We start from the raw sequence: 19,687 nt of genomic DNA on the forward strand, positions 1-19,687 counted from the left end.
GCGCATCAGTCCGGCATGCGGAATGGCAACGGCTGTGTGCCATCCACGTCGGTGAAGCCGTATTCCTTTGCGAGATCGCCGACGCAGAGCGCTTTGCCAGTGTGGCGTAATACATTGCGATCGGCGGCGAGTGCGGTCACAGCGCGTCCCACGTATTCCGTTGTCTCAGTCGGAAACCCCGCGAGTTCTGCATGACTTGGGTCCTCTGCGAAAACTTTTAGGACGCGTTCCGTGCGCATGAATCCCGGTGATAAGGCTATGGCTGTGATGCTGTGTGGTTTTAGTTCCGTGGCCATGGAGAAGGCCATGCGGTTCATTGCGCTCTTGGCGAGATCGTAGAAAAATTGTCCGGTGTATTTATCGCGGTCCCAGAAGGAGATGTTCACGATCAATCCATTTTGATGCGGCAACATCCAAGGCACGACAGCGGCGCTCGCGAGCAAGTAAGTCTTCACCCCTAGTTCGAACATGTTCTTCCAGTGTTCCTTGGATTGCTCCCAAAACGGCTTGAGATCAATGGGGAGTTCATTGCCTGCCCAAGCGCAATTCACCAGCAGATCGATGTGGCCGCCCTCGGCGCCGATGCGGTTGATGGCGGCTTCGAGCTGCCATTGATCGGAGCAATCGCACTTAAGTGCAATGCCTTTACCACCACGCGCGGTCACGGCTTCGGCAGTGTCTTCGATGGTGCCGGGAATATCATCTTGGCGTGGATGATGACGACTTGTGCGGGCGAGAACGTAAACCGTTGCACCCGCAGAGCCGAGGGTTAACGCGATACCTTTCCCGGCACCGCGGCTGGCACCGGTCACGATGGCGATATGGCCTTTCAATGGGCGCGTGGTATCCGGCAGAGGATCGTGCTGCGAGCGTATATCTCGTTGCTCAGCGGGGGCGGTGTGAATAGTGTCCGTTATCATGCAGACACTATGGCAGAGGAGACTGACAACCTTATGTCAGGATGGTTTTCGATGATGCGCCAGAGTCTGCTCCGCCAATGTAACCAGCTTCTGCTGCATCTCCGGCGGGTCGATGATGCGGGCATTCGTACCGAAGGAAAGCAACCAGCCACCCATCCAATCAAGTGAGCCGGTGGATAGCGCGAGGATGACACCATCTTTCACGGGTTTCTCGCTCTTCACGCCCCAAGACCATTCGCGACGCGCGCGTTCCGCAGAGAGCGGTTGGAAATGAACAGTCACGGTAATGCTCGTTGTTTCCTTCTGCCATAATTCGTGAAGCTTCTCGTAAGTGACATCTTCGCGCGGAGGAAACGTCTCTTTCAAAACGGTGAAACTTTGGATGCGGTCCGTGCGGAAATCGCGGGCTTCATTACGCAAGCGGCACCAGGCGATGAGATGCCAGCGGTCGAGATAATACAGCAGGAAGACTGGTTCGATATCGCGCTTCTTGGCTTGCTCATCCTTGACGCCTTTGTAGGCGATCTGGATCACGCGGCGTTGTGCGAGTGCCTGTTGGAGTTCGATGAGGTTCGCGTCATCTGGTGCCTTACTGCGCGGGAAGGAGATGCTGCGCTCGACGTTCTCCAGATGCCGTTGCTGCTCGGATGGCAAGACCGCGCGGATTTTCATCAGAGCGGATTGCATGGGGGCCCGTAGAGAGGCATCAGTAAGTTGATTCACGAGCACGCTGCCGGTGGCGATGGCACCGGCTTCTTGTGCGGTGAACATGACGGGCGGCAGATGATAACCGCGCACGAGGCTGTAACCGACGCCTGCCTCCGCCATGATGGGAACCCCGACTTCACTCAAGGCAGCCAAATCGCGATAAACGGTGCGCACGCTGATCTCGAAATGCGCGGCCATATCCTCCGCACGGACGACACGGCGTCCTTGGAGGAAGAGGATCATGCCCAGCAATCTATCCACGCGATTCATGCGCGGATTTCAGGGCAGAAGGGGAAGGGCGTCAATCTTGGAGCGCGAGTCTTTGATTCTCACTCCGTATCCATATCTAACGGGCGTTTCAGTCTCATGATGACACGGAGGCCGCCACTCTTGCGATTGCGTGCAGAGACGGAACCACCGCACGATTCGATGCAGGTCTTCACGATGGTGAGGCCTAGGCCTACACCCCCAGTTTCGCGATTGCGGGAAACATCTACACGGAAGAAGGGGTCGAAAAGTTTGGTCACATCTTCTGCGGGGACACCGGGACCGTGATCAGAGACGATGATCTCCACCTCGGAATCCACAGTGCGTGCAGCGATCTGGATGGGACCGCCTTTCGATGCGTAGCGGATGGCGTTGCGTACGACGTTGCCGATAGCACGGATGAGCAAGTCCTTCTCACCCATCACTTGCATGTTCTCAGGAACATTGATCTCTACTTCGGCCATGTCCTTAGCTTCCCGGGCGACGACCTTTTGTGCTATATCCAGCACGGATACCGGTTTGAGTTTGAGTGCGGCTGGGCGCAATCCTGCTTTGGAAAAGGAGAGCAGCTCGTTCACCAGGGCAGACATGTGCTGCAATTCCTCACGCACATCCTCCACATAAGGTTTCTGTTTCTCATCCGCACGCTGTTCGAGGATGCCCAGGGCGAGCTGCATGCGGGCGATAGGAGCGCAGAGTTCGTGCGCGGTATCACCGAGAAAGCGTTTCTGGCCGTGGACGAATCCAGCAAGGCGGCCGGACATACGGTTAATGGCATCGCTGAGGCGACCGATCTCATCGCGGCGTTTCGTATCCACCTGCACTTCGAACTGACCTTCGGCGATCTGCTCGGCGGCTTTGGTCACGCGCGAGACGGAGCCGGTCATGCTGCGCACAAGAGGCAACCAGAATAGAGCAGAGACGAACACGATGCTGCTCGCGCCAAAGATCCACGGTTTATAATCAAAGAAGATACCGCCAGCGCTGAAGGTTTCTGAGCGCATGAAAATGACGCCGGGTGCACCGCCGTCATTGTCGGTGCTCACAAAACGCGTTTGCAATCCCACCCAGTAAAATTCAGGTCCGGTAGTGCGCATCATGAAGCGCTGATGAATGGGGTAGGGGCCGCTCGGTGGACCTGGACGCATATCACGCATGGGGCCTCCTTGTGGCGGGCCATCCTGTCCGCCGGAGTTGTCCTGGCTGTCTTCATTGAACTGACGGCGTGGTGGGCCGCCGCCACCACCTGGACCGCGCATGCCGCGGCCTGGCCCTTTCGGCAGGCGACGGCGCAGTTCATCGGGCAGGTCGTTTACCGGACCGTAAGGCTCCTGCGATCCCTCCAATACCACACAAAACACGACACCGTGCTTTTCACTGCGTTTTTCGAGGATCTCGCTCCATTCGTTTTTGGTGGCCTCGGTCAATTCGCTGATGACTTCACGTGCCAAAGGTTCGGCGCGCTGGGTGACATAGCCGGAGATGAAAGAGTCCAAACCGCTCCGCACTTGTGCACGCAAGATAATCGAGCCGATCACGACCAGAACAATGATGTTCAGGAAGAACCAGGTGAGGATCTTGGCGTAAAGTGGGAAGCGGGGCTTCATGGGAAATGTCTAATGACGAAGCACGAATGACGAAGGAATGAGCGAAATCCCAGTGATTAGATTGTTCGCCGGAATTTGGGCTTTGAAATTGTGGAGTTCCTTCGTCATTCGGATTTGGGCATTCGTCATTGTTCTTCAGGGCTCATCATCATGTAACCTGCCGCGCGTACGGTGCGGATGTAGCGCGGCTCTTTCGCATCATCACCGAGTTTGCGGCGCAGGGCGGAGATGTGCACATCGATGGAGCGGTCGAAGACTTCGTAGTTGCGATCGCGGATCTCATCGAGCAATGCCTCGCGGGTTTTCACACGGCCCTTTGCGCGGGCGAGGCAGTAGAGCAGATCGAACTCCACAGGAGTAAGCACGAGCGGTTGATCCCCCATCGCGGCATGACGGCTGTTCGGGTTCACGCGCAGAGGACCTACGACGGCTTCGGGTTCGATCTCGGTGTGCGATTCACTCGTCACTTGGGAGCGACGCATCACCGCACGGATGCGGGCGAGCAGTTCGCGGGTGGAAAAAGTCTTGGGCAGATAATCGTCCGCACCGATCTCGAGGCCCACGATGCGATCGGCTTCCTCACCACGGGCCGTGAGCATGAGGATGGGCACAGTGGATTTGGCGCGGATGCGTTTGAGAACTTCGAAACCATCCATTCCGGGGAGCATCACATCGAGCAGGACTGCATTCCACTTGGCGCTGGTGGCTTTCTCCACGCCTTCCGGTCCGGTGTGTACGGCTTCCACTTCGTAGCCGAGCGGGGTGAGATAATCGCCGATCAGGCGGGCGAGCTTCTTGTCGTCGTCGATGATGAGCAGGCGGATCGTTCCGCTGGCCTTATCCGCGCTTTGATTCGTCGTAGGCATAGCCATGAGTGTCTCGTCGGCAAGCATGGCATAATTGTCCGGATTTGGAAGCACGATACCGGTAAAGCAGGATTCAGGGTGTGCGGACAGGGCTTTTACTCCCGCTTAACAATAAAACTCATGAATTGCCGGATTTGGCCGAAAACCTTGAATATCAGTGGATTTGCTGAGTTTTACACTTCCTTAACACTAATGGTTTAAGCGACTCACAATTGCTTAACGCCGGTTTTGTTGACTATGGCCCAACAAGAAAGGGCAGACGTAATGAAACTGGTAACCAAGATGATTTTGTCGGTGGCGACGCTGCTGGGTGCTTCGCTCTCGAACGTGCTGGCGGCGGACAGCCAGATGCTCACGAATTGGATGACGACCAATTCAGGTGCTTATGCGCGGGTCTACAAGACAACCACCGCAGAAAGCAACGGAACAAAGAGCACCACGTGGACGGGGCAGGACTCTCCCGTTTACTCGGATATCCAGGTGGTTCAATACTCCGCCAACTGGGTGTATGTGCAATACAGCGGTCTCTCCAGTCACATGATGGGCCCGTGGTTGAATCCGCAAGGCGGCCAGTTTCAATTCTGGCCTACGAACCAGCATGGCATCCGCCGCTTTCCGCGAAATCCGGTGGTGCAATCCGGCACGAAGGATTCCACCTCCGGCGGTTATTCCGGCTTGTTCGTGAATGGTGTGGCGATCTTCAACTCCCTGGATGGCCAGGCTTGGGATGGCAGTCAGATTCAAGGCCAGGCGCCGCACACGCAATCCACCTACTACTGGCATCGCAATGCGCCGGTGGCCGAGGCGTTCAACTTTGATGCGGCCTTGGGCCATCAACCCCCTTCCGCTGTATATCACACGCACCAAAATCCTTTGGCGTTGCGTTATCAGCTCGGGGATCACGTGGATTATAGCTCCAGCACGAAGGATTACACGGAGAGTGTCACGGCGATGACGAAACACTCACCAATCATCGGTTGGGCGCATGATGGGTATCCGATCTATGGCCCTTATGGTTACAGCAGCGCTTCGAATTCCGCAGGCGGCATCCGGCGCATGGTGCCGGGATATGTGAAGCGGGATGGCAGTAATGGCTCGGATGCGGTGACCAGTAACCGCTCGGTGATCCCCGCGTGGTATGCGCGTTATCGGCAGGCACACTTTGGTGGCGGTTATTCCACGGCGGCAGGTGCTTCACGGCCCTCGGACACTTCCACTTATCCGGTGGGAACATTTGCCCAGGACTGGGCTTACTTGGGTGACTTGGGCAAGACAAAGGGTGTGGATTTCGATCTGGATGAATATAACGGCCGTCTGTGCTATACGCCGGAGTATCCAAACGGAACGTATGCTTACTTCACCGCGATCGATTCCAGCAGCAATTCCTCGTATCCTTATCTGCTCGCGTTCGAATTCTACGGTGATGCCACGGGAGCGTCGGTGGCAAACATTTCAGAATCGGTGACCACGCAGTTTGTCGGTGGCCCGAATACTGCCCTTGTGCTGAACACACCTTCGGTCAATGACGACACCAGTTTGGTGACGTTGACTTGGAGCTCAGTCGAAGGCGGTACTTACCAGGTGGAATCTTCGCCCAATCAATCCACATGGACGACGCAATCCGCGAGTGTTTCCTCGGGCGGCACGTCGACGCAGAGCAGCTATACCGGCACGACGGGAACGGGTTATGCACGGGTGACACGCACCGCCCTTGCTTCTTATGACAGCGCCACGACGGGAACCTTCACGAGCACGCAGACGGATACGGAGAGCTATACCATCGGCGCATTCTCCATCTCGGCAGACCCGCAATCCCAGACGGTGAACCCGAATGCGAATGTGACCTTCTCGGTGACGGTGAGCGGCACGGGGCCGTTCACTTACCTCTGGTATAAGGGCGTCGATTCCATTCCGACTGCGACGAGCAGCAGCTATACGATCAATGGTGTGACATCAGCAAATGCGGGCACTTACAAAGTGGTAGTCACAAAGGGAGCTGTGTCTGTGACGAGCGGTAATGCCGTTCTTTCCGTGAACACGGCTCCCAGCATCACGCAAGATCCGCAATCGTTGACGATCAGCGAGGGGAACAATGCCACGTTTACGGTCACAGCAAGCGGCACGTCGCCACTCAGCTATCAGTGGAAGAAAGGTTCATCGGTGATCAACAACGCGACCAACAGCAGCTACACGATCACAAATGCGACTACGGCCAGTGCTGGAACTTACTCCGTGGTGGTGACGAATATCGTGAGCTCTGTCACGAGTGGGAGCGCGACTCTTACGGTGACGGCGCCGGTGAACACTGCGCCCACAATCACGACGGAGCCGGTTTCGCAAGCGGTGGCGGAAGGCGGCAGTGTGACGTTCACCGTCGCAGCCACAGGCACGAGCCCGTTCACGTATCAGTGGAAGCAGAATAACAACCCGATCGGCGGTGCCACGAGCAGCAGCTACACGATCAATCCGGTCTATTCGACGAATGCGGGCACTTACACGGTGACGGTCTCGAACGGTACTGGTTCTGATATCAGCGCGGGTGCGGTGCTGACGGTCATCTCTGCCTCCAGCAGTGACGCATTGTTAACTTCCTGGTTCACCAATTTGACGGGGCGATATGCGCGCATCTATGAGACTGACGCCACCCGTTTGGACGGCGAGACCGTGACAACGTGGGGTAACGGCGCACAGAACCAGACATCACCTGCATACGCCGGTGTTCAAGAAGTGTTCTCGTCGTCGAACTGGGTGTATATCCGGACGACGGGTTTGGGCATGCATACGATGGGACCCTGGTATGACAATGCTGCCCGTTCCACGATCTTTGTGAACATGCCGAAGAACCAGAACGCCATTTATCGGTTTCCCCGAGTGCCCACGGTGCCGGGCACCAAGGTGACTACGGGTGGTGAGATCGGGTACATGGTGGATGGTGTGAACCTTTTCGATGCGAGGGATGCCGTTTCTTACTCAAACAGCAATTCACGTGATGGTGACGCTCCGGGCTCTCCGAATGGCGTGACCGGTGATGGCATCTGGAATCGCGATGCCTACGTGAACGAAAGCATCACATTTGATCCGGCTTACGCACATCAGCAGAACACCGGTGTCTACCACTATCACGCCAGCCCGATCGGCTTGCGCTACATGTTAGGCGATCATGTGGACTTCAACGAAAGCACGAAGATCTATACGGAAAAATCGGGTTCGCCCTCCAAGCATTCACCCATCATAGCCTGGGCCAAGGATGGCCATCCGATTTACGGACCGTATGGTTATTCTACAGCGACAGATACAAACAGTGGAGTGCGTCGCATGGTGTCCGGCTTTGTCCTGCGAGATGGACAGAATGGCACGGCGAACCTGAGTTCGACCGGCCGGAATACGTTGCCGCTCTGGGCACAACGTTCGCAGAATCGCACTACCCTCACTTCGGGCCAGTATGGCCCGGCGGTGAGCACTTCATTTCCGCTTGGCCGGTATGCGGAAGATAACGACTACCTCGGTGATCTGGGCAGGACACAGGGTACGCACTTTGACCTGGACGAATACAACGGGCGGTTCTGCAAGACCCCGGAATTCCCGAATGGCACCTATGCTTACTTCTCCTGCTTGAGCAGCACGGGCGCTCCGGCTTATCCATATAATGTCGGACGGCAATACTACGGCAGTCCGACGGGCGGCTCCGTCTCTACTGTGAGCGAGACCGTGGTGACGAACTGGGCAGGTGGAGCAAGCCGGACGCTCACAGTCTATCCTCCTGAGATCGATGCCGAAGGAGTTTACCTGGTTTGGACGGCGGTGGAAGGTGGAACCTATCAGATTGAATCCAGCTTCAACCTGACGAATTGGACGACGGTGGATGAAACCGTTGTTGAAGGGGTTTCGGATGGCCCTGTCGTATGGGATTACGCGACTGAGTTTGGTCCGGATAACACGTTCTTCCGGATCAAACGCACGGACCTGGCCGCCTACGATAATGCAGGCTCCGGCACGACGGGTGGCGGAACGGGTGGCAGCGGTGGCATCACGTCGGTCTCGCCGACGAGTGCGGCAGCGAGTTCAACCGTTACGGTCACAATCACACTGGACGCGAACGCAAATCCAGCCTTGCCGCCGACACAAGCGGTGCCCAGCGCGGTGACGATCGGTGGTGTGAGCGGCATCAGTATCCAGCGCACCAGCACGAATACTGTGACGGCGTCGTTCACCTTCGGAGCGGCGGCCAGCACGAATACTGTGACCGTGACGTTCACGAATCCGATGGATTCTTCGACGGTCAGCTACACATTGACGAATGGCTTCACGGTCACGACCGCAGGCGGAGGCGGTGGTGGGGTGGTGACATTCACTGCCACGTTCCCGACCAATCCGCCGTTGCCGCCGCAAGATCAGATCCAGGCTTCCGCTGTCGGCACCGCTACGGCGACTATCACGAGCTACAACCAAGCGACGGGTGCGGTGACCTTTCAGTTTAATAACAGCACTTTGGCGACGGGTAATCATAGCGCGACGATGAAGTTCACGCCGCCGAGCCAGAGCCAGCAGACGTTGACCTCCTCGAACCAGTATACCAAGAACTGATGTATGGCGGTGCCTGTCCCCTTGCGTGGCGACGCGAAAGGGGGCAGGGTCTGCCAAAGGTAGGCGAACTACCTATGGCGGGCAGCCAGACATGTGAAAAGCTTGAGTGTCGTTCATCACATGAAGAACAGTGCCCAACATCGCGAAAGTCCAGGCATCCTTGTCTGGCTGTGGTTGATGCTGGGCTGGCTGCTGGTCTATGCCGCTACGGGCGCGGAGGTGCCGGTGAGAAAGCTGACGGTGGATATGTCAATCCAGTTCGGCGGCACGCCGGTGAAGCTGGACCAGTTGGTGAATACCAATGTCGCGGATCAGGTCTTCTCGGTCACACGGGCGGATTTTCTACTGTCGGATTTTGCCGTGCGCCGCACGGACGGCACGTGGGTGGAGCGTACGAACTGGCAGGCTTTTATCAGTCTCAGCGCGCAGCGTCTGCGCTTCGAGGTCCCGCAAATCCCGGCAGACAAGTATGACCGCATCCGTTTCAAAGTGGGAGTGGAGCCGGGCATCAATCACTCAGACCCGGCCAAGTATGGCCCTGATCATCCGCTGAATCCTAACTTGAACCAACTGCATTGGGGCTGGCAGGGCGGTTATGTGTTTCTCGCGTTGGAAGGGCGTTGGAGGAAGGCGTCGGGAGACTTGGGTGGTTACTCTTTCCACATCGGCAATGACTCGATGCTCACCACAGTGGAGCTCGCGCTGCCTCTGGACCTCACGCAAGACCAGCGGCTCAATGCGGGGTTGCACCTGAACCGGCTGTTTGGAGGAAGACCGGCGTTTGCTTTCGATGACGAGAACGCAGTGACGCATTCGCGTGAAGGCGACCCGCTGGCAGGGCGGTTGCGCAACCAGTTACAGAACGCGTTCACGTTTGAGATGCCGCCGAACAAGCTGTCTGATCTGGCGCAGAATCGTCCGGTGGGCAAACGTTTGATCGCGACAAACGCCACTCCGTATAAGTTTGTTTTCGCACGGCAATTCCCCCCGCCGAGCTTGCCGATGGATAATCCTTTGACGAATGAAGGTGTGGAACTCGGCCGCCGTTTGTTCCATGAAAAGCGGCTTTCAGGCAATGGCACGCAATCCTGTGCTTCATGCCACCAGAACACCTTGGCATTCGCCGAATCGCGCCAGTTCAGCCTGGGTGCGGAAGGCAAGGAAGGGCAGCGCAATTCGATGCCGCTCTTCAATCTCGCGTGGAAGCAAACTTTCTTTTGGGATGGACGCGCGCCGACCTTGCGTGAGCAGGTGTTGATGCCGATACAGGACCCCATTGAAATGCATCAGACTTTGCCGGAGATGGTGGGCAAGATCACGGCTTTGGAACCTTATCCGGCCCTGTTCGAGCGGGCGTTCGGGACGAAGGAGATCGATGCGGATCGTGTGGCACGTGCATTGGAACAGTTCCTCCTGACGATCGTCTCCTATCGCTCCAAGTTCGACCGCGCGATGCAGGGCCGGGAAGAAATGACGGAGCAAGAGAAACGCGGCTTCGAGTTGTTTGTCACAGAGTATGATCCGCGTCGCGGATTTTACGGTGCAGATTGTTTCCATTGTCATGGCGGGCCGTTCTTCACGAATCATGGATTTGCGAACAATGGTCTGGAGGAGACAGCGATTGATCTCGGTCGCGGCAAGGTGACGCGGCGTGAATTCGATCTGGGCCGTTTCGCGGTGCCTTCACTGCGTAATGTGGCGGTGACGGCGCCTTACATGCATGACGGGCGCTTCAAGACGCTGGAGGATGTGGTGGAGCATTACTCGACGGGAGTGAAGTCGTCTGCGTCATTGGACCCGAATCTGGCGAAGCATCCGAAGGGTGGAGTGCCGTTGAGTGAGGCGGACAAGAAGGCCCTGGTGGCATTCATGAAGACGCTGACGGATGATGAATTTCAGCCGAAGCAGGTGACGGGGAAATAGGGAATTCTAAGTGTTGAGTTTTAAGTTTTAAATTTAGGGGGCTGGAGTAAGGGGCAAACATTTACACTGGCTTTACAATTTTTGTTTTGGGTTAACACATTTGCTTAACACAATGGGAGGATGTTGTGGGCATATGAAAAACAAAAAGGTGATTTTCGTTCCAGGGGTTGGAGCATTCGTGGTGGCGTAACGTCAGCAACTCCTCTCAAACCAGTGAAAACTGGTCCTACAACGGTTTCCGCCCCGTGGCGGAGAGACGGGCTCGGGCTAAAACGTGTGCATCCCGGGCCCGTCCGCTTTTATGGCGGAGGATGCGTACGGAAAGAGCTTTCAAATTCACTGGCAATGACCATTATTTGCGCAGTGAACATTGATGGCCGGACAGGTTGTGAGTGGTACGGCATCAATTTCGATTCGCAGTCGCGCCAAACAAAGACATTTTCTGAACTGAACTGACCATGTTGGTCCAGTGTACCAATCCATCGTGTGGGACAAAGTTTCCGCGTCCAGATGCTGATGCGGGACGGATTGTGATGTGCCCGCAATGTGGCAAGTCCACCTCCGCTTTCGCCGCCAAGGAAGAAAAGTCTTTGGGCCAGCTGGGTGATTACAAAATCATCCGTCCGATCGCAAAAGGCGGCATGGGCGAAGTGTTTGAGGCCACGCAATTGCGCTTGGGCCGTTCAGTCGCACTCAAGGTACTCAATCGTCAGCTTGCCAATGATGAGCAGTTCATCGCACGGTTTGAGCGTGAGGCCAAGGCGGCAGCGGCGTTGAATCACCCGAATGTTGTTCACGTTTATGATTTCGGCCAGGAGGACAGCAAGGCGTATCTGGTGATGGAGCTGATCGAAGGGCAGGATCTGGCGAAGGTCGTCAGCTTGAATGGCAAGATGCCGTTGAAGGATGGCCTGCGCATCGTCGCCGATGTCGCCAGTGCGCTGCAGGAGGCGCATGGAAAAGGCATCATCCATAGGGATATCAAGCCGGCGAATATTTTACTCACGAGCAAGGGGATCGTGAAGGTGTTGGACCTTGGTCTGGCAAGGAGATTGGATGATGACTCCGATCTGACGGCGACGGGAGCAGGCATCGGCACACCGCATTTCATGTCTCCCGAACAGGCCCGGGATGCGCATCACGTAGATCATCGGGCAGATATCTACTCGCTGGGGATCGCATTGTTATATTTGCTGACAGGCAAGCGGCCGTATGAAGGGAAGTCTTCTTACAGCATCGTGCTGGCGCATTCCACGGAGCCGCTTCCGAGCGGTCTTGAGCTGGGCACGGAATTGCCGCCCTATGTGGAGGCTTTGCTGCAGAAGATGGCGGCAAAAAATCCGGCTGACCGTTATAGTGATTATGCAACGCTGATCGCAGATATCAGACGCGTGCAGCGCGGTGAGATGCCTGCTGGCAAGCTCGACGATAACACGTCTACCCAGCCGCTTGTCCCGGCCCATCACCATGCACATGGGGATCCCAAGCCGAAAACACAACCCAAGCCGCTGGATATCACCGCCACATTACATGTACCGCAAACACCCACAGTGGTGCAGAGCGGTGAATCGCGCTTCTGGCAGATCGCGACAGGTGTGGGGATTCTATGCACGGCAGTGATCTCGCTTGTGGCTTTGATGCATAGCTTGAAGAAAAATCAGCCGGAGAATCAGCAACCGGTGACGGTGGTTCCGGTCAATGACGGACAGCAGACGGCCAACGATGCTAAGGGCAAAGATCTGACGCCGGAGGACCTCAGGACACTGCAGGAGATGATGGGGCCGCAAAGCCAAGTCCAAGGTAAGGGCAAGCGCTATAATAACATGCCCAATATGGGCAAAGATCATCCCGACCCGCTGCCGCAGTTGGAGCCGATCCAAAATCCGCTGCAACAGGCACCGCTGAAAGCGATGGTGGCGGAAGCCAAGGCCTATGCGGAGGCGAATCCCACTAAGTATCGCAACATCCTTGCCCGCTATGACCAGCTTTATGATATGACGGGGGGAACACCGTTCCGACCTGAAGTGGGAGATGCGTATCGGGTGTGGTCTGAACGCCAGATGGCAGCGACGCAGAAAGAGTATCTTACATTCTCCAACAGTGTGCGCCGGGTCATGACTGAACAAGGGCATCGGGAGGGAATGGCAGAATGGAACAAATTTCCCGAGGATTTGCGCGGTGAAAAGACGGACCTTTACTTACAAGAGAAGATACGTAGTGACTTTCCCCCACCGTCAATCGGGTCGGAGGGATTCAAGAACAAAGGGCCGCGCAATCCTTGAGCGGAGCTTTTTTCATAGCGCAATTTTTGTAAGAACTTTGCTGGCTAAACCGGCTCTTTTTACAGTTCCTTAACAATATCTCGCCCTTAGCCTCATGAGGTCTTAACATAGGCTTCGTCTCCTGTGTTCAAGCCTATGAGCAAAGCATTTTTAACGGTAGGATTATCTCTTTGTTTGACCGGTACGGTTTTCGCGCAGGCAGATCGCGGGCCGGTGAACCAGCAAAGACCGGGGCGGGATACGGTGCTGGCGACGGTGGCTCCAGGCACGAACATGGTGAGCATCAAGGTGGAAGGAACGAACCGCGTGATCCGCTCGAACGGCTGGCCGGATCATACGCCGGGTCAATTTCCAAATCGTGGCAATCCGAACACGCTGCGTCCGCAGAGTTATTCTTTCAAGGTTCCGGCGAATCCCAAAGCAGCGGGCAATCTCAGTCCCAATCACGGTGCATTCTTCGGCGTGGCGTTGAATGGTGTGCCGTTTGAGCCGGGCACGGGTGAATTTTGGAATGGTGATCGCCGGTGGAATTATGAAGCGATGTCCGGCAAGATCAATCTGGGCATCGACCAGCACAATGCGCATGTGCAGCCGACGGGGGCGTATCATTATCACGGCTTACCGATGGGCCTGATCAACAAGCTGGGAGGCGCGACAAACAAGATGACGCTGGTGGGATATGCGGCGGATGGTTTTCCCATCTACACCAACCTTGGTCACACGGATGCGATGGATACGAACAGCGCGATCAAGAAGGTGAAATCGAGCTGGCGGGTGAAGCAAGGCACACGTCCTACGGACAGTCCTGGCGGCAAGTATGACGGTACATTTACGGTGGATTATGAATTCGTGAGGGGCGGTGGAGACTTGGATGAATCCAACGGGCGCTTCGGCAAGACGCCGGAGTATCCAGAGGGGATCTATCATTACTACATCACGGAAGAGTTTCCGCAGCTCGGGCGGTACTGGCGTGGAACCCCGGATGCGGGTTTCCGTAAAGGACCGCCGGGTGGTGGACCCGGAGGCGGCAAAGGTCCCGGTGGACAGGGTGGTCCCGGAGGGCGTGGACCGGGAGGTCCAGGCGGGCAAGGCGGGCCGGGATTTGGGCCTCCGGGCGGTGGACCTGGAGGTGGACGTCCGCCGGGTGGTGGGCCACCGGATGGGCAGAGACCGTTCTAAAGCTTCAACCCATCCAAAACGGAGGCAAGGCTGTTCAAATCGCCGCCACCCGTGACCTTAGGTTGAGGGGCAGGCGTGAGCATCCGTTTCATGTATTCTGCGGCATCGGCCACGTTGGTGACGGATTTGGGCAGGGTGGCTCCGGCGGCATTGGGATGGCCACCGCCTTGGAAGAGTTGGGCGATGGGCAGGGCTTCGCCGTTCTTGCTGCGGAAGCTGACCATCACGGTATTGGCCGAGCGGCGGAATATGGTGGCGAGGACGGGGTAAGGGGTGGCTTGCTCATCGAGCAGGCGGTGGACGATGAGGTTCACATTCCCCACTACAGTGTTCACCCAACCGACTTTATCGCTTAGCGGTTTGACGTTATTGCGGCTCCAATCGAAACCGATGGGGTCTTCTACGCGGCGCTTCACGGCAATCACTTCGAGCAGTGGATGGTCGAGCAGGTTTTCCAAGCGACCATCAATGATCTCGTAGAGATTCCAGAAGCCGTAGGTTTTCACCAAGTTCGCGTAATCTTGGGCGAGGGCGAAATCGGGGGCGTCTTCGAGGAAGAGGTCGGCGATGTTGTTCAGGTAGACGAGGCGTTCCAAGGCAGGGGAACCGAGACCGTGTTCACAGGCCAGTTCATAACAGAGGAGACCGGCGGATTTAGCCTTGTCGTGGATGAGCTTGGCATGCTTGGCAGTGACATCAGTGATGTGGTGATCCAGGACGAGCCAGTTGGGCTTGTCGAAGCGGGCTTCAAAGGTGAAATCGCTCACCCAAGCTGCCTTCTCTGACATGCTGCGCTGCTTCCAGTAGTTGTTGTGGTGAGCCTCGAGTTTGATGTTTTCGCCGAAGAGTTTTTCGGCCAAACGACGGAGGATCAGGCCGGAGGTGAATCCGTCCAGATCACTTTCATGGGTGAGGATGACCTCAGGTTTGGGCAAATCGATCGCCATTACGGAGGGGATGTAGCGTGGCTGGGCGGTTTTGGCGAGGAAAGATGGAGGCAGACAGCGTAATTCGGGCCCAGTAGTCCTTTATGATAAGTTTTGGACAGGGTTTTTTTGCCTATATTAGCAAGGCTTGACGATGGCTTGCCGATAGCGTTACTTGAGCATCACACAGCATGCAGCCGCCGTATTGGGCTGAAGAACCATCTTTTTACCCGTATGCGTTATTTCAGGTCTGACAAGCAGAGGAGCAAAGCGTTCACATTGATCGAGTTGTTGGTGGTCATCGCCATCATCGCAATTTTGGCCGGCATGTTGTTGCCTGCGTTGGCCAAGGCAAAGCAGAAGGCCTTGATCACCAAGTGTTTGAATAATATGAAGTCGATCGGGAATGCCACCGCGATCTACACTGGGACCTGGTCGGAAAGATTCCCTCAATCGGTCGCCAAGTTCAATTGGTCCGGCGCCGACCGGCAGTATAGCTGGGATGAAATGTTGGACAAAGGCCTGGGTGGACAATTGCCGATGTATGGGACGGATATGCAGCAGGGTGCGGCCGTATCGGGGAAAACGCCGAAAATGCTTTTGTGCCCGTCCGACACCATCCCGCTGAAGAACGGTGCGGATGGCGGCTGGGATAATTCTCAACGGCGGACTTATGCCACCACGCTGTTCAACATGCAGCAAACCAACTGGCCGCCGAACCCCAGCAGTGACACGGGCATGGGGCTGTATTGGGATTTTACGGATTTCTATCCGAACTGGAATGCGCAGGTGGCGGCGTGGGGTGTGGTAGTGCCGTCTTTTTCCACGATGACAAATGATGGGCGTTTCAAATTCAATTTTGATGCCCAGGCGTCGGTCAGAACGGCTACCTTGCAAGCCCCCACCGACACCATCTGGATCACTGAACAGGCGAACTTTGAAAACCTGGCGGGCAGCCGGGTTTTCTCCGCCATCCATCGCGCGGACATGCATTTGCAGACATCGGACACCAACAGATCCAAGGCGTATCCGGGCATCGTGCAGAGTGCTTACCATAACAACATGTTCAACTACCTGTATGCGGACGGACATGCGGAGACGAAGAATCCCGCAGCTACTGTCGGTGTGAACGGCACGCTGGCCGCTCCGAAAGGTGAATGGACGATCAAGGCCAAAGACTGATGCTGAAACTTAAACGGAGATAAACTATGAAGTTTTCTGCATATATATTGAGCTTGGGGATGCTGGCGGCAATCGGATGTTCTGATTCCGAACCGGAAGTGCCCGCTGTGCCCGCTCCCGCACCTGCCGCGACTGTGGACCCGGTTGCCAGCAGTCCCGTGGCACCCACGGGTCCTGCGCCTGCAGTGGCCAGTCCGGCTGCGGCTCCAGCAGGCGATGTAGAGCCGGAGCTGAAGCCGATCCAGAACGCGATCGAAACTTTTCAAGCCCAGAACAAGCGCATGCCCTTGCACGTGGATGAACTGGTTTCTTCAGGCGCCATCCAATCATTGCCCACTCCGCCTCCGGGCAAAATCTATTTCATTGATCAGGCCACGAAACGCATCCGCCTCGGCGGGCGTGACTGATTCTTTGGTTTCCAACCGAATCGCGAAGGTGAAAGCCTTCGCGATTTTTTGCTTTCCGGTTTCGGTAGGGAACGCAGTATAGCGGTGTCCGATGGCTCAGAGCGCAGGGAAAGTCCCTTGCCTGAACCCGGCGGCAAAACGAGATACAGCAATGGCAAACAATCTTTTCGATCTTTCAGGTGATGTGGCAGTGGTCATCGGCGCGACCGGTGTCCTGGGTGGATCTCTGGCTGAAGGCTTGGCCGCAGCAGGGGCCAAGGTGGCCGTGCTGGGCCGCAATCAGGAACGTGGTGAGGCGCGGGTGAAATCCATTCAAGCGAATGGTGGTCAGGCGGCGTTCTTCACGGCGGATGCCATCAGCCGTTGCAGCCTCGGTGAAGCGCATGAACAGATCGAAGCGAAGCTCGGTGCGCCGACGATCCTGATCAATGCCGCGGGTGGCAATGACCCGAAGGTGACGGTGACGGCGGATCATCCGTTCGAGTCCATCAAGTTGGAAGATTGGCAGGCGAATTTCGACATGAACCTGGTTGGTGGTGTCCTCTTGCCGTGCCAGGAGTTCGGCCCGGCGATGGCGAAGCGCGGCAAGGGCAGCATCATAAACATCGCGAGCGTCTCGGCGCATCTGCCACTCTCGCGCGTGGTGTCATACTCGGCATCCAAGGCGGCGGTGATCAGCCTCACGAAGTTCCTCGCGCGCGAATGGGCGACGAAGGGTGTGCGCGTGAACACGTTGACGCCCGGCTTCTTCCCGGCGGAGCAGAACCGCAAGCTGCTTTTCAATGACGACGGCACGCCGACGGCACGCACGAAGGCCATTTGGGGCCACACACCGATGAACCGTTTCGGTGAATCACAGGAATTGATCGGTGCGACCATCTTTCTCGCATCGCACAAGGCGAGCAGCTTTGTGACGGGCACGGACATCACGGTGGATGGTGGATTTTTGTCGCAGACGATATAAGCAGTCGATAACCCGAGGGGGCACCCCTCATCCTCAATCCTTCTCCCCTCCGAGGGGAGAAGGAGGAGAGCCGGCGGGTTATTTATAGCGGGTTTGAAGAATCGTTACTGACCGAGTATTTTAAAGTCGTGTTACAGCATCGTATCAAAGTTGAATGTGACGAAGATGGAGTTTGGGTCGCGGAGTGTTTGTCGATTCCTGGCTGTGTCAGTCAGGGGCAAACAAAAACAGCGGCATTGACGAATTTGAAAGAAGCGATCGCGCTTTGTCTGGAAGTCCGAGCGGAACTGGGAATGCCGCTCACTGTTATTTCTAAATTTTAATATCTATGCAAGCCATCGGCCAATCCGTTCCGTCGGGTTCCAGCATCTCGCCGCAGCAAGTGGTGGAGATCGTCGCGCAAGCCTGTCCGGCCAAAGAGTATCGCGACAAGAAAGTGCTGCTCATCGTGCCGGATGCCACACGCACGGCCCCGGTGGGTTTGCTCTTCAAGACGCTCTTCAACCAGATCGGTGAAGTGACGAAGTCCATGGACATCCTCACGGCGCTGGGCACGCATCAGCCGATGAGCGAAGCGGCCATCTGCGAGCGGCTCGACATCACCGAAGCCGAGCATCAGGGAAAGTATCGCAAGGTTAAATTCTTCAACCACGAGTGGGATAATCCGGCGGCATTGCGGCGCGTGGGCACCATCAGCAAGGAAGATATCCGCGAGCTGTCCAGCGGTCTGTTCGAGATGGAAGTAGGCGTGGACGTGAACAAGCTCGTCTTCGAATACGACCAGATCATCATCGTGGGGCCAGTGTTCCCGCATGAGGTCGTTGGTTTCTCCGGAGGTAACAAGTATCTGTTCCCCGGTGTGGGTGGACCGGAGATTTTGAACTTCTTCCATTGGCTCGGCGCAGTCGTCACGAACCCGATGATCATCGGTAACAAGTGGACGCCGGTGCGCAAGGTGGTGGATCGCGCAGGTGCTTTGGTCACTATTCCGAAGAAATGTTTTTGCATGGTGGTGGCGCCGAACAAGGATCTGGTGGGCCTGTATGCGGGCACGCCGGAGACGGCTTGGGATGCGGCGAGCGAAGTCTCGAAGCTGCATCACATCTGCTACAAGGATAAGCCGTTTCACACAGTGCTCTCCTGCGCCCCGGCGATGTATGACGAGCTGTGGACGGGTGGCAAGTGTATGTACAAGCTGGAACCGGTGGTCGCCGATGGCGGCGAGCTCATCATCTACGCGCCGCACATCCATGAGGTCTGCATCGCGCACGGGAAGACGATCATCGAGATTGGTTATCATTGCCGCGATTACTTCCTGAAGCAGTGGGACAAGTTCAAAGATTATCCGTGGGGCGTCATCGCGCACTCCACGCATGTGCGCGGCATTGGTAAGTTCGAGAATGGTGTGGAACATTGCCGCGTGAAGGTGACGCTGGCGACGGGCATTCCGGAGGAGATCTGCAAGAAGATCAACATGGGTTATCGCGATCCGAAGACGATCAACAAGGAAGATTTCGCGAACCGCGAGGATGAAGGCATCCTATATGTGCCGAAGGCGGGCGAGATGCTTTATCACCTGAAAAAGCAGCCGAAGTGGGCGGGCGGGGAGTATTGATTTACGATTTGGGATTTACGAATTACGAGCGCCGCTCTGAGATTTCAGGGCGGCGTTTTTATTGAGAGTCATCTTTTGAAAATGCCTATGTATATGAGGCACAAGGCACCGAGAATTAGAGCGTTTTAAATAAAGTTATAGCCGTTCTGCGGGAAGTTTGGCAGAGTTGGGGGATGAAACGGCCCATTTCGCTGGATTTACGGCAACGGATTCTGGTTTCTTATGATCAGGACGAAGGGACCCGCGAGGAAATCGCC

Annotated in this window: 14 protein-coding genes; 9 read left to right on the plus strand and 5 right to left on the minus strand. The window is 56.3% G+C overall.

Going from position 1 to position 19,687, the window contains the following annotated elements; translation table 11 throughout:
* Positions 1–5 precede the first annotated feature (5 nt).
* From VGH19_07090 to VGH19_07105, 4 genes are all read right to left on the minus strand, one after another.
* On the minus strand, positions 6–920 hold the full coding sequence (locus VGH19_07090) for an SDR family NAD(P)-dependent oxidoreductase (protein HEY1171111.1): 915 nt from the start codon (positions 918–920) through the stop codon (positions 6–8).
* Between the two features lie 36 nt (positions 921–956).
* Positions 957–1,898 (minus strand): YafY family protein, encoded by a 942-nt coding sequence (locus tag VGH19_07095; GenBank protein ID HEY1171112.1) that lies wholly within the window; start codon positions 1,896–1,898, stop codon positions 957–959.
* Positions 1,899–1,957: 59 nt separating this feature from the next.
* Positions 1,958–3,502: a HAMP domain-containing sensor histidine kinase gene (locus tag VGH19_07100; protein ID HEY1171113.1), complete on the minus strand. Its 1,545-nt coding sequence runs from the start codon at positions 3,500–3,502 to the stop codon at positions 1,958–1,960.
* Positions 3,503–3,627: 125 nt separating this feature from the next.
* The gene (locus VGH19_07105) at positions 3,628–4,374 is read right to left on the minus strand and encodes a response regulator transcription factor (GenBank protein ID HEY1171114.1); all 747 of its coding nucleotides are present in this window, start codon (positions 4,372–4,374) and stop codon (positions 3,628–3,630) included.
* Positions 4,375–4,632: 258 nt separating this feature from the next.
* On the opposite strand from VGH19_07105, the gene VGH19_07110 reads away from it, so the two are divergent.
* From VGH19_07110 to VGH19_07125, 4 genes are all read left to right on the plus strand, one after another.
* Positions 4,633–8,952 (plus strand): YHYH protein, encoded by a 4,320-nt coding sequence (locus tag VGH19_07110; GenBank protein ID HEY1171115.1) that lies wholly within the window; start codon positions 4,633–4,635, stop codon positions 8,950–8,952.
* Positions 8,953–9,072: 120 nt separating this feature from the next.
* A complete protein-coding gene (locus VGH19_07115) occupies positions 9,073–10,875 on the plus strand; it encodes an MbnP family protein (protein ID HEY1171116.1) in 1,803 nt (600 codons plus the stop codon).
* Positions 10,876–11,333: 458 nt separating this feature from the next.
* The gene (locus VGH19_07120; protein ID HEY1171117.1) at positions 11,334–13,157 is read left to right on the plus strand and encodes a protein kinase; all 1,824 of its coding nucleotides are present in this window, start codon (positions 11,334–11,336) and stop codon (positions 13,155–13,157) included.
* 135 nt (positions 13,158–13,292) lie between these two features.
* Complete coding sequence (locus tag VGH19_07125; GenBank protein HEY1171118.1) at positions 13,293–14,336, plus strand: YHYH protein; 1,044 nt, start codon at positions 13,293–13,295, stop codon at positions 14,334–14,336.
* Here the strand turns inward: VGH19_07125 and VGH19_07130 are convergent.
* The gene (locus tag VGH19_07130) at positions 14,333–15,283 is read right to left on the minus strand and encodes a DHH family phosphoesterase (protein HEY1171119.1); all 951 of its coding nucleotides are present in this window, start codon (positions 15,281–15,283) and stop codon (positions 14,333–14,335) included. The two genes, VGH19_07125 and VGH19_07130, sit on opposite strands and share 4 nt — an antisense overlap.
* A 213-nt stretch (positions 15,284–15,496) precedes the next feature.
* On the opposite strand from VGH19_07130, the gene VGH19_07135 reads away from it, so the two are divergent.
* The 5 genes from VGH19_07135 (at position 15,497) to VGH19_07155 (ending at position 19,430) form a co-directional block, all read left to right on the plus strand.
* Complete coding sequence (locus tag VGH19_07135; GenBank protein ID HEY1171120.1) at positions 15,497–16,444, plus strand: prepilin-type N-terminal cleavage/methylation domain-containing protein; 948 nt, start codon at positions 15,497–15,499, stop codon at positions 16,442–16,444.
* A 26-nt stretch (positions 16,445–16,470) separates the two neighbouring features.
* Entirely contained in the window at positions 16,471–16,851 is a 381-nt protein-coding gene (locus VGH19_07140; protein ID HEY1171121.1) for a hypothetical protein, read from the plus strand.
* A gap of 151 nt (positions 16,852–17,002) precedes the next feature.
* On the plus strand, positions 17,003–17,815 hold the full coding sequence (locus VGH19_07145) for an SDR family NAD(P)-dependent oxidoreductase (GenBank protein ID HEY1171122.1): 813 nt from the start codon (positions 17,003–17,005) through the stop codon (positions 17,813–17,815).
* Between the two features lie 128 nt (positions 17,816–17,943).
* Positions 17,944–18,138, plus strand: a complete 195-nt coding sequence (locus VGH19_07150) for a type II toxin-antitoxin system HicB family antitoxin (protein ID HEY1171123.1) — start codon at positions 17,944–17,946, stop codon at positions 18,136–18,138.
* Positions 18,139–18,143: 5 nt separating this feature from the next.
* Positions 18,144–19,430: a lactate racemase domain-containing protein gene (locus VGH19_07155; protein ID HEY1171124.1), complete on the plus strand. Its 1,287-nt coding sequence runs from the start codon at positions 18,144–18,146 to the stop codon at positions 19,428–19,430.
* The last annotated feature ends 257 nt before the right edge of the window (positions 19,431–19,687 follow it).

It is taken from the genome of Verrucomicrobiia bacterium, assembly GCA_036405135.1.
GTDB lineage: Bacteria > Verrucomicrobiota > Verrucomicrobiia > Limisphaerales > JAEYXS01 > JAEYXS01.

What these genes read in the sequence shown, in the direction of transcription:
- VGH19_07090 (HEY1171111.1), bottom strand. Translation starts at nt 920, where the DNA reads ATGATAACGGACACTATTCACACCGCCCCCGCTGAGCAACGAGATATA.
- VGH19_07095 (HEY1171112.1), bottom strand. Translation starts at nt 1,898, where the DNA reads ATGAATCGCGTGGATAGATTGCTGGGCATGATCCTCTTCCTCCAAGGA.
- VGH19_07100 (HEY1171113.1), bottom strand. Translation starts at nt 3,502, where the DNA reads ATGAAGCCCCGCTTCCCACTTTACGCCAAGATCCTCACCTGGTTCTTC.
- VGH19_07105 (HEY1171114.1), bottom strand. Translation starts at nt 4,374, where the DNA reads ATGGCTATGCCTACGACGAATCAAAGCGCGGATAAGGCCAGCGGAACG.
- VGH19_07110 (HEY1171115.1), top strand. Translation starts at nt 4,633, where the DNA reads ATGAAACTGGTAACCAAGATGATTTTGTCGGTGGCGACGCTGCTGGGT.
- VGH19_07115 (HEY1171116.1), top strand. Translation starts at nt 9,073, where the DNA reads ATGAAGAACAGTGCCCAACATCGCGAAAGTCCAGGCATCCTTGTCTGG.
- VGH19_07120 (HEY1171117.1), top strand. Translation starts at nt 11,334, where the DNA reads ATGTTGGTCCAGTGTACCAATCCATCGTGTGGGACAAAGTTTCCGCGT.
- VGH19_07125 (HEY1171118.1), top strand. Translation starts at nt 13,293, where the DNA reads ATGAGCAAAGCATTTTTAACGGTAGGATTATCTCTTTGTTTGACCGGT.
- VGH19_07130 (HEY1171119.1), bottom strand. Translation starts at nt 15,283, where the DNA reads ATGGCGATCGATTTGCCCAAACCTGAGGTCATCCTCACCCATGAAAGT.
- VGH19_07135 (HEY1171120.1), top strand. Translation starts at nt 15,497, where the DNA reads ATGCGTTATTTCAGGTCTGACAAGCAGAGGAGCAAAGCGTTCACATTG.
- VGH19_07140 (HEY1171121.1), top strand. Translation starts at nt 16,471, where the DNA reads ATGAAGTTTTCTGCATATATATTGAGCTTGGGGATGCTGGCGGCAATC.
- VGH19_07145 (HEY1171122.1), top strand. Translation starts at nt 17,003, where the DNA reads ATGGCAAACAATCTTTTCGATCTTTCAGGTGATGTGGCAGTGGTCATC.
- VGH19_07155 (HEY1171124.1), top strand. Translation starts at nt 18,144, where the DNA reads ATGCAAGCCATCGGCCAATCCGTTCCGTCGGGTTCCAGCATCTCGCCG.